This window comes from Aldersonia kunmingensis, assembly GCF_001646865.1.
GTDB classification, from domain to species: Bacteria; Actinomycetota; Actinomycetes; order Mycobacteriales; family Mycobacteriaceae; genus Aldersonia; species Aldersonia kunmingensis.
The window spans coordinates 25,228-35,350 of the sequence record NZ_LRRB01000172.1 but is presented as its reverse complement, the minus strand read 5'-3'; the positions used below and the strand labels follow the sequence as shown (position 1 = coordinate 35,350).

The window sequence follows — 10,123 nt, the reverse complement described above, 5'->3', positions numbered from 1 at the left end:
GACCGGTTCGGCCTTACCGTCGACGTGACTGCCTCGCGCGACGTGGACGTCCGCATGGAGGTAATTCGCCGGCGCCTCGACTTCGAGCGTGACCCGTCCGAGTTTGCTGCGGCGTGGGCCGACGAGGACGCCGCGGTCGCCGCACGAATCCTCGGTGCCCGCGATGTCGTGGACGACGTGCTTCTCGATGACGACGAACTGCGCCGGATCGCGGCGCTGTGTGCCTCGTTCGATGTCGACGGGATGCGTGCCGACCTCGTCGTCGCGCGCACCGCGACCGCGCACGCCGCGTGGCGCGGTGCCCTCGCGGTGACCGAGGACGACGTCCGTGTCGCCGCGGAGCTCGCGCTGCCGCATCGGCGGCGCCGGGATCCCTTCGACGAGCCCGGTATCGATCCGGAGCAGCTCGATGAGGCGATGCAGGACGCGCAGCGCCATCTCGACGAGCAACCCGACAACGAGCCGGATCAGGGTGACCGCGATGGCGGCGCCCCGGCGGAACCGCCGAGCGACAGCCAGGAGGAGCCCGGGAACGACGATCCCGATGGCGACGGTGGTCCCGGTGGCGGTGTCGCGCCCGGGCGCCAGGCCGGCCCGCCGCGGCAGGTGAGCGGCGCGGTGCGCAAACTCGAGGTTCCCGGTGTCGGACAGGGAGCACCCGGGCGGCGGTCTCGCTCGCAGGCCCGGCATGGTCGCGCCACGCGTGCCACCGATCAGCCCGGACACGGGCTGCACCTGATCGGCACGCTGTATGCCGCCGCTCGCCACCAGCGTGCCCGTGGTCGTACCGATGGCCGAATTATCCTGACCTCCAACGATGTTCGCGGTGCAGAGCGGGAAGGGCGCGAGTCCAACCTTGTCGTGTTCGTGGTCGACGCATCCGGTTCGATGGCCGCGCGCGACCGGCTCTCCGCCGTGACCGGTGCGGTTGTCGCCTTGCTGCGCGACGCCTATCAGCGCCGGGACAAAGTCGCCGTGATCACGCTGCGCGGGGCTGAGGCCGAACTGGTGCTACCGCCGACTTCGTCGGTGGACATCGCCGTGCGCCGGCTCGCGGGTCTGCGGACCGGCGGCAAGACGCCGCTCGGCCAGGGCTTGCTCCGCGCCCGGGAAGTGGTTCTGCGCGAACAGGTTCGGGACCCCCAGCGCCGCGCGATGATGGTTCTGCTGACCGACGGCCGGGCCACCGGTGGTGCCGATCCGATTGGCCGCGCGCGTGCTGCCGCGGCTCTGCTCGCCGGCACCGGGGCGACCTCGGTGGTGGTGGACTGCGAGCGCGGCATGATCCGGCTTGGGTTGGCCGCCGAAATCGCCCGCAATCTCGGCGGCATCTGCCTGCGGCTCGACGAGATCACCTCTGATGCCGTGACCGGAGTCGTGCGACTCGGCGATCCGCGCCGCACCGGCCGCGCCGCCTGAGCAGCACTCATTAGCCAGAATCACGAAAGGACAAGGCGCACATGCCCAAAGGGGTTCCGTTGCCCGATTCCATCCCGGCCGACGGGCTCTCCACCCGGCAACGTCGCAACCAGCCGGTCCTGGCGGTGCACACCGGACCCGGCAAGGGTAAGTCGACCGCGGCGTTCGGCATGGCGTTGCGCGCCTGGAACCAGGGCTTCGATATCGGCGTGTTCCAGTTCGTGAAGAGCGCGAAGTGGAAAGTGGGCGAGGAGGCCGCTTTTCGCGCGCTCGGCGACGTGCACGACAGCACCGGCGCCGGTGGCGCGGTGCAGTGGCACAAGATGGGCGAGGGTTGGTCGTGGACGCGTAAGCACGGCAGCGAGGAGGACCACGCCGTCGCGGCGCTGGAGGGCTGGCGCGAGATCGAACGCCGCCTCGCGGCGGAGACTCACCGTTTCTATGTGCTCGACGAGTTCACCTACCCGCTGAAGTGGGGCTGGGTCGACGTCGACGAGGTGGTGCAGGTACTTACCGACCGGCCGGGTAATCAGCACGTCGTGATCACCGGCCGCGACGCGCCCCAGGCGCTTGTCGAGGCCGCCGATCTCGTAACCGAGATGACCAAGGTGAAGCATCCGATGGACGCCGGCCGGAAGGGCCAGCGCGGCATCGAATGGTGAGCACCGAAGTATGAGCGTCCCTGCCGTGGTGATCGCCGCGCCCGCCTCGGGCAGCGGCAAGACCACTGTCGCCACCGGACTTGTCGGTGCCCTGCGCGCCGCCGGGCACCGGGTCGCGCCGTTCAAGGTCGGCCCGGATTACATCGATCCCGGCTACCACGGGCTCGCCGCGGGACGGCCCGGCCGCAACCTCGACACCGTGCTGGTCGGTGCCGAGCGGGTACCGGGGCTTTACGCCCACGGCAGCGTGGGCTGCGACATCGCAGTGGTCGAAGGCGTGATGGGCCTGTTCGACGGCAAGATCGCCGCCAGTGACACCGATGCGACGCCGTCGGCCGAGGGATCCACCGCGCAAGTGGCCGCGTTGCTCGGTGCGCCGGTGATCCTGGTCGTAGACGCACGCGGGCACAGCCAGAGCCTCGCGGCGCTGTTGCACGGCTTCGCCACCTACGACCCTGCGGTGCGGATCGGCGGAGTGATCCTCAATCGGGTCGGTAGTGACCGGCACGCCGAGGTCCTGCGGGCTGCGTGCGCGCGGGTCGGCCTACCGGTGCTCGGTGTGCTCGGTCGAATGGACGAGCTATCGGTGCCGTCGCGTCATCTCGGCCTGATCCCGGCGGTGGAGCACGGCGTCGCCGCGGTATCCGCGGTAGACGCGATGACCAGCCTGGTCGCGGCCAACGTTGACCTCGACGCCGTCGTGGCCGCGGCGCGCAGCGCGACCGCAGCGCCGCCGTGGGATCCCGCCACAGAGGTTGGAGAGTTCGCCGCGACGGACGGGCGCGTATGCGTCGCGCTCGCGGGCGGGCCCGCATTCACATTCGGCTACGCGGAGCATCGCGAACTCCTCGATGCCGCAGGGGCCGATGTCGCGGTGTTCGACCCGTTGATCGATCCGCTGCCCGAGAAGGCCGCCGCGTTGGTGCTGCCCGGCGGGTTCCCCGAGGAACATGCCGCCGAGCTGTCCGCCAACACTGGACTGCGTGCGGCGGTTGCCGAACGGGTGGCGGCCGGTATGCCGGTGCACGCCGAATGCGCGGGACTGCTCTACCTCACCCGCACGCTCGACGGCCACGACATGACGGGCGTTCTCGACGTGGCGGCGGAGTTCGGGCGCACCCTCACCCTCGGATACCGCGAGGCAGTCGCGCTGACCGACTCATCGCTGTGGACCGCAGGGGAGCGCGTCACCGGCCACGAGTTCCACCGCACCCAGCTCGTCAGCGGTGCGGCGACGGAGACCTCGGCCTGGGGTTGGCGGTCCTGGGCAGGTGCGCCCGTGCGCGAAGGATTCGTGCACGGGACCGTTCATGCCTCCTACCTGCACACCCATCCGGCCGGCAATCCGCAGGCGATCGGACGGTTCGTCCGCGCGGCCGAGCGGTTCGCGAAGAGCTACGGCCGATGACCGAGGTCGCGGTCGGGGTCGGCATGCGCCCCGGCACCGGCGCCGCGGAGGTCGAGGCCGCCGTGGCGGCCGCACTCGAGGTACTCGCCGAGCCGGTGGTTTTGTGCTGCCTCGCAACCGTGGACAGCAGGGCCAACGAGCCGGGAATCGTCGCAGCAGCGGCGGCACTCGGCGTTGCCATCCGGTCGTACCCACCGGCGGAACTGTCCGTCGTGCCGGGTGTGCAGCACTCCGCCCGCACTGCGGCGGCGCTCGGCACTCCGAGCGTCGCCGAGGCCGCGGCAGTGCTCGCCGGTGACCGGCTCGTCGTGGCAAAGCGGATCGTCGGTCCGGTAACCGTGGCGGTCGCGGCATGCGATGGGACGGATCGGGCGGCAAGCGGGCCCATGGCCCTCGCGTAAGGTTCTCCACCGTGCAAACGGACGATCCGCAGCCGACCGAAGAGTCGAGCTACCTTGTCGGCCTCGACCTCGCCGGACGCCGCGTCGTCGTCATCGGCGGCGGGTCGGTGGCACAGCGCCGCCTAGGCCTGCTCATCTCGTCCGGTGCCGACATTGTCGTCATCAGCCCAGCGGTCACCCCGGCCGTCGAAGGCATGGGAACCGCAGGGCAGGTCCGGATCGAGCTGCGCGACTACCGCGACGGCGATCTGGCCGAGGCCTGGTACGCGATCGCCTGCACCAACAGCCCCGATATCAATGCCGCGGTGGTGGCCGAGGCCGAGCGCAGCCGAATCTTCTGCGTGCGTGCGGATCACGCGCGCCTAGGCACCGCGGTCACCCCTGCCACAGCGCAATTCGACGGCCTCACCCTCGGAGTGCTCGCGGGTGGCGCGCATCGCCGCTCGGCTGCCGTCCGCACCGCGCTCGTCGAGGCCCTGCAGTCCGGCATCGTCGCGGATACCTCCGCGCCGGTCGAGCCGGGTGTCGCGCTCGTTGGTGGCGGGCCGGGCGATCCGGACCTCATCACCGTCCGCGGCCGCCGCCTGCTCGCGCGCGCCGACCTGGTTGTCGCCGACCGGCTGGCCCCGCCCGAACTTCTCGCCGAACTACCCCCGCACGTCGAGGTAATCGACGCGGCGAAGATTCCGTACGGCCGGGCGATGGCGCAGGAGGCGATCAACGCCGCGCTCATCGACGGGGCGAAGGCGGGCAAGTTCGTGGTCCGGCTCAAGGGCGGCGACCCGTACGTTTTCGGCCGCGGCTACGAGGAGCTCGAGGCGTGTGTCGCCGAGGGCATCCCGGTGACGGTGGTTCCCGGCATCACCAGCGCGATCTCCGTGCCGTCGAGCGCGGGCATCCCGGTGACCCACCGCGGCGTCACCCACGAATTCGTCGTCGTCAGCGGTCATCTGCCGCCCGGCCACCCCGAGTCGCTCGTCGACTGGAACGCACTTGCCCGACTCAACGGCACGATCGTGCTGCTGATGGCGGTCGAGCGGATCGAGCAATTCGCCGAGGCTTTGATGGCCGGCGGACGGCCCACCGACACGCCCGCGACGGTGATTCAGGAAGGCACGTTGCGCACCGAGCGCATCGTCCGCGCCGACCTGAGCACGGTTGCGGCACGCGTACGGACCGAGAACATCCGGCCGCCCGCGATCGTCGTTATCGGACCCGTCGCGGGCTTCGGCACCGACGCGGACCCCCGGTAGGTTGGCGCCATGACCGACTCCACGACGAACCAGTACCCGGTGACGAAGAGCGCTCTGGGACTGGCCATCATCGTGCTCGGTGGCCTGCAGTTGATGGTGGTGCTCGACGGCACCGTTGCGAACCTCGCGCTCGCTCGCCTGCAGGATGACCTCGGCCTGTCCGACGCGGGCCGCAACTGGGTGGTCGTGTCCTATGCGCTCGCGTTCGGCGGGCTCATGCTGCTCGGCGGCCGGGTCGGTGATGCGTACGGCCGCAAGCGGATCTTCATTCTCGGCGTCTCGCTGTTCACTGCGGCATCACTGCTGTGTGGAATCGCCATGAACGAGGCGATGCTGGTGCTCGCGCGCGCGCTACAGGGCACGGGGGCCGCGATTGCTTCGCCCACCGCGCTGGCCCTCGTGGCGACCACCTTCGCGCCCGGCCCCGTCCGTAACCAGGCGATCGCCATCTTCGCCGCAATGACCGGCGTCGGGTCGATCACGGGCCTGATAGTCGGTGGCGCGCTCACCGAGGTGTCGTGGCGCTGGATCTTCCTCATCAACGTGCCGATCGGCGTGGTGATCGTGATCCTCGCGATCGTCGCGCTGCGCGAGACCGCCAGCCAGCGGCTGGCCCTCGATGTGCCCGGCGCGATCCTTGCGACGCTCGGCTGCACCGCGTTCGTGTTCGGCGTCAGTGAAGGGCCCGAGTTGGGCTGGGGTTCGGTGGCCGTGATCGCGTCGCTGGTGACCGGATTCGTGCTGCTCGGTGCCTTCCTCTTCGTCGAACGGACCGCGAGCAACCCGCTGTTGCCGTTCTCGCTGTTCCGTAACCGGGACCGGGTGGCGACGTTCGCCGCGATCGCGTTCTCGGGCGCCGCGCTGTTCTGCACCACCGTCTACGTCGCGCTGTTCGTGCAGGACATCCTCGGCTACAGCCCACTGCAGGCGGGCGTGGCGTTCATCCCGTTCGCCGTCGGACTTGGTGTGGGTTCCGTGGTGGCGTCGAAGGTCGTCGTCCACCTCGCGCCGCGCTGGTTGGTGCTGATCGGTGCGCTGATCATGGTGATCGGCCTGCTCTACGGCTCCACGCTCGATTCGTCGGCCACCTACTTCGGCGACCTGTTCGTACCCGTCATCGGGATCGGTTTCGGTGTCGGCATGGCGGTCGTGCCGCTGCCGCTGTGCGCCGTGGCAGGCGTGGCGGAGACCGAGATCGGTCCGCTGACCGCGATCACCCAGGTGGCGCAGACACTCAGCGGCCCGCTTGCTCTCGCGGTTGTCGGTGCGATGGCGACCTCGCGCACCCTGTCCCTCGGCGGATCGGACGGCGCGGTGGCGGACATGAATGCCGATCAGCTGACCGCGCTCGGCGAGGGATACACGTTCGCGCTGGTCGGTGCGGCGGCGTGCGTACTTGCGGCCGGAGTGGTCGCGCTCTTCATCCGCTTCACCAGCGAGCAGGTCGCGCAGGCGCAGGCCGCGACGGAAGCGGCCCAGCAGCACGACTGACCCCTCAGTCGGTGAGGATGATCAGCTCGCGCTCGGAGGCCAGTTCGACGCGCAGCCCGGCCTTCGAGGCCACGCGGGCGACACCCTCGATGCTGTCCGGTTCCGCGCGACTGACGACGAGCGCGCGGGCGAGCAGACCCTTGTGATGCTTGTTGAAATGGCTCACCACGCTGCGCGATCCGTCGGCGGCTTCGGTGAGCACGGTCGCGATCACGGCATCGGGCACCTTGCCGAGCTGCTGATACACCCCGGAGCGGAGGTCGACGACAAGCCCGCCGTCGGCCTCGGCCTCCAGCGCGGAGGGAAGTTCGGCGCGCCATTCCGCGGCCAGCGTGCCGAACCCGGGCAGTTTGTTTCCGCCGGACAGCCGGTAGGCGGGAATGGGATCGCCCGCTCGCACAGCGCCGAACAGGGCAGAACCGATCGCGAGGCGGGCATGTGCCTTGTCGCGCTGCACTCGGGTGAAGCCCTTGGCGTCGAGTGCGTCGTAGAGCACGCCGGTGTAGCGGCGTAATGCGGGCGTGGTCGATGAGGTCCAAAGGGCCGCATTGCGGTCGATCTCGTGAAACTGCCCGGCGCTGAGTCCGAGCGCGTTCGCCGAGCCCTCCTGGTCGGCCGAGAGATCGACCAGCGCGTGCACGAGCGTCTCGCGGATTTCGGTGAGCTTCGGCATGGCCAGCTCGCTGAGGTCGAGGGCCGGGCCGCGGCCGCCATCGGACTTGGTTTCGGAGGGTGGCAGCAGCACGAGCACCAGGGGACTCTATCGGGCGACCGGCGTAACGTCGGCATCAGTTGGCACACAGGTTCGAGTGCCCGGACCGGGAGTTCGGCATGGTCCTACTGTTGAGCGTCATCGTCATAGTCGCGCTCGGCGTCGCGACTGTGGCCGGTCTGGGAACGCGCATCGTCCAGCAGTACGAGCAGGGTGTCGTGTTCCGGTTCGGCCGGGTGCGTCCGGAGATTCGACAGCCTGGCTTGGCGATGATCGTCCCGATGATCGATCGGATGCACAAAGTCAACTTGCAGATCGTCACGATGCCGGTGCCGGCGCAGGAGGGCATCACGCGCGACAACGTCACCGTAAAGGTGGACGCGGTGGTGTACTTCAACGTCATCGACCCGGTGCAGGCGATCGTCAAGGTGCAGGATTACGAGTTTGCCGTCGCGCAAGTGGCGCAGACGTCGCTACGCTCGATCATCGGCAAGAGTGAGCTCGACGATCTGCTGTCCAATCGCGAGCGACTCAATCAGGGACTCGAGCTGATGATCGACAGCCCGGCGCTCGGCTGGGGCATCCACATCGACCGCGTCGAAATCAAGGACGTCGCGCTACCCGAACCGATGAAGCGGTCGATGTCGCGGCAGGCCGAGGCTGAGCGGGAGCGGCGGGCGCGGGTGATCGCGGCCGACGGTGAGCTGCAGGCCTCCTACAAGTTGGCCGAGGCCGGATCGAAGATGACCGAATCGCCGGCGGCGCTCCAGCTGCGGTTGCTCGAGACGGTGGTGGAGGTGGCGGCGGAGAAGAACTCCACCCTTGTGCTGCCGTTCCCGGTCGAACTGCTGCGTTTCCTCGAGAAGTCGACACCGTCGCAGGCCGCTGGACGGAGCGCCAACGGATCGGCCGAGAGCACGCCCGGTCCGACCCATTAGGCTCTACGCCGTGATCACCCGCCTTTCTCAGTTGTTCCTGCGCACGCTGCGCGACGACCCGGCCGACGCCGAGGTCGCCAGCCACAAGCTGCTCGTCCGCGCCGGCTATGTGCGCCGCATCGCGCCCGGCGTGTACTCGTGGCTGCCGCTCGGCCTGCGGGTGCTGCGTGAGGTGGAGCGCGTGGTCCGTGAGGAGATGAATGCGATCGGTGCGCAGGAGATCTCGTTGCCCGCGCTGTTGCCGCGCGATCCGTACGAGACGACCAACCGCTGGACGGAGTACGGCGACGGCCTGTTCCGCCTCCAGGACCGCAAGGGTGCCGACTACCTGCTCGGTCCGACGCACGAGGAGCTCTTCGCGCTGACGGTGAAGGGCGAGTACAACTCCTACAAGGACCTGCCGGTCACCCTGTATCAGATTCAGACCAAGTACCGCGACGAGGAGCGCCCCCGCGCGGGCATCCTGCGCGGCCGCGAGTTCATCATGAAGGACTCCTACTCCTTCGATCTCGACGACGACGGGCTCAAGGCCTCCTACGAGGCGCACCGCGACGCGTACCAGCGGATCTTCGCTCGCCTCGCCGTGAAGTACGTGATTGTCGCTGCGACCTCCGGAGCCATGGGCGGCAGCGCGTCCGAGGAGTTCCTCGCCGAGAGCGAGATCGGCGAGGACACGTACGTGCGCTGCATCGAGTCCGGATATGCCGCGAACGTGGAGGCGGTGGTCACCACCGCGCCGCCCGCGATTCCGTTCGATGATGCGCCGGAAGCGGTCGTGCACGACACGCCCGACACCCCGACCATCGCGACCCTGGTCGACTGGGCGAACTCGGCGCTGGACCGCGAGGTCACCGCAGCCGACACGCTCAAGAACGTGCTTGTGAAGCTGCATCACCCGGACGGCAACACCGAACTGCTCGGCATCGGTGTCCCAGGTGACCGTGAGGTGGACGAGAAGCGCCTCGGCGCGGCATTGGAACCGGCCGCGTTCGAGCTGCTCACCGAAGACGACTTCAAGGCGAACCCGTTCCTGGTGAAGGGTTACATCGGCCCGAAGGGGCTGCAGGACAACGGGGTTCGCTACCTCGTCGACCCGCGAATCGTCTCGGGCACGCGCTGGATCACCGGCGCCGACGCACCGGGCCGTCACGTGGTGGATCTCGTCGCCGGGCGCGATTTCACCCCGGACGGCACCATCGAGGCCGCCGAGGTCCGCGACGGTGATCCGTCGCCGGACGGACGCGGCCCGCTCGTTGCCGCGCGCGGTATCGAGATCGGCCACATCTTCCAGCTCGGGCAGAAGTACACCGACGCTTTCGAAGTGGATGTGCTCGGTGAGAGTGGCAAGCCCGTGCGCCTGACCATGGGCTCATATGGCGTTGGTGTGTCCCGGCTCGTCGCGGTGATCGCCGAGCAGCAGCACGACGATAAGGGTCTGCGCTGGCCGGCCGAGGTTGCGCCGTTCGACGTGCACGTGGTGATTGCGAACAAGGACGAGGGGGCTCGCGAGGGTGCCGAACAGCTCGCCGCCGACCTCGACCTCGCGGGACTCGAGGTCGTCCTCGACGACCGCAAGTCTTCGCCCGGTGTGAAGTTCAAGGATTCCGAGCTGATCGGCGTTCCGCTGATCGTGGTGGTCGGGCGCGGCTGGGCCGAGGGCAAGGTCGAGATCCGGGACCGCTTCACCGGTGCGAGCGACGAGGTGGCCGCGGCGGAGTGGTAGTTCGCCGTCCGTTATCGTCCGACGGGTCCGCGGCTAGTAACGTTTCGTAATCGTTACTCGCCCGGGACGAGGACGGAAAAGCCCCTGGTCACAGCCAGGTGAAACGTACCCTTTTC

At 69.1% G+C, this 10,123-nt stretch carries 9 protein-coding genes; 8 read left to right on the top strand and 1 reads right to left on the bottom strand.

What is annotated here, in order from left to right; genetic code table 11:
- The 6 genes from A8G08_RS12800 to A8G08_RS12775 form a co-directional block, all read left to right on the top strand.
- The coding region (locus tag A8G08_RS12800; protein WP_068274334.1) for a VWA domain-containing protein at window positions 1-1,419 on the top strand (1,419 nt) is incomplete at its 5' end.
- Window positions 1,420-1,460: 41 nt separating this feature from the next.
- Window positions 1,461-2,081: a cob(I)yrinic acid a,c-diamide adenosyltransferase gene (gene cobO, locus A8G08_RS12795; protein ID WP_068274325.1), complete on the top strand. Its 621-nt coding sequence runs from the start codon at window positions 1,461-1,463 to the stop codon at window positions 2,079-2,081.
- A gap of 10 nt (window positions 2,082-2,091) precedes the next feature.
- Window positions 2,092-3,489, top strand: a complete 1,398-nt coding sequence (locus A8G08_RS12790; protein WP_068274323.1) for a cobyrinic acid a,c-diamide synthase CobB — start codon at window positions 2,092-2,094, stop codon at window positions 3,487-3,489.
- Complete coding sequence (locus A8G08_RS12785) at window positions 3,486-3,890, top strand: cobalamin biosynthesis protein (protein ID WP_068274321.1); 405 nt, start codon at window positions 3,486-3,488, stop codon at window positions 3,888-3,890. The genes A8G08_RS12790 and A8G08_RS12785 overlap by 4 nt, the downstream gene beginning before the upstream one ends.
- Window positions 3,891-3,901: 11 nt before the next feature.
- Entirely contained in the window at window positions 3,902-5,143 is a 1,242-nt protein-coding gene (gene cobA, locus A8G08_RS12780) for a uroporphyrinogen-III C-methyltransferase (protein ID WP_068274320.1), read from the top strand.
- A 9-nt stretch (window positions 5,144-5,152) separates the two neighbouring features.
- The gene (locus A8G08_RS12775) at window positions 5,153-6,634 is read left to right on the top strand and encodes an MFS transporter (protein WP_068274318.1); all 1,482 of its coding nucleotides are present in this window, start codon (window positions 5,153-5,155) and stop codon (window positions 6,632-6,634) included.
- A gap of 4 nt (window positions 6,635-6,638) precedes the next feature.
- Here A8G08_RS12775 and yaaA read toward each other — a convergent pair whose 3' ends face one another.
- Window positions 6,639-7,385: a peroxide stress protein YaaA gene (gene yaaA / locus A8G08_RS12770; protein WP_068274316.1), complete on the bottom strand. Its 747-nt coding sequence runs from the start codon at window positions 7,383-7,385 to the stop codon at window positions 6,639-6,641.
- Between the two features lie 80 nt (window positions 7,386-7,465).
- Between yaaA and A8G08_RS12765 the strand changes: the two genes are divergently transcribed.
- Together A8G08_RS12765 and A8G08_RS12760 are read left to right on the top strand one after the other, a co-directional pair.
- On the top strand, window positions 7,466-8,284 hold the full coding sequence (locus tag A8G08_RS12765; RefSeq protein WP_068274314.1) for a slipin family protein: 819 nt from the start codon (window positions 7,466-7,468) through the stop codon (window positions 8,282-8,284).
- A gap of 10 nt (window positions 8,285-8,294) precedes the next feature.
- A complete protein-coding gene (locus A8G08_RS12760) occupies window positions 8,295-10,007 on the top strand; it encodes a proline--tRNA ligase (RefSeq protein WP_068274312.1) in 1,713 nt (570 codons plus the stop codon).
- Window positions 10,008-10,123: the final 116 nt, after the last annotated feature.

Excerpts from the sequence above, each read along its gene's own strand:
- A8G08_RS12775 (WP_068274318.1), top strand. The coding sequence starts at position 5,153 with ATGACCGACTCCACGACGAACCAGTACCCGGTGACGAAGAGCGCTCTG.
- cobO (WP_068274325.1), top strand. The coding sequence starts at position 1,461 with ATGCCCAAAGGGGTTCCGTTGCCCGATTCCATCCCGGCCGACGGGCTC.
- A8G08_RS12765 (WP_068274314.1), top strand. The coding sequence starts at position 7,466 with ATGGTCCTACTGTTGAGCGTCATCGTCATAGTCGCGCTCGGCGTCGCG.
- A8G08_RS12785 (WP_068274321.1), top strand. The coding sequence starts at position 3,486 with ATGACCGAGGTCGCGGTCGGGGTCGGCATGCGCCCCGGCACCGGCGCC.
- A8G08_RS12790 (WP_068274323.1), top strand. The coding sequence starts at position 2,092 with ATGAGCGTCCCTGCCGTGGTGATCGCCGCGCCCGCCTCGGGCAGCGGC.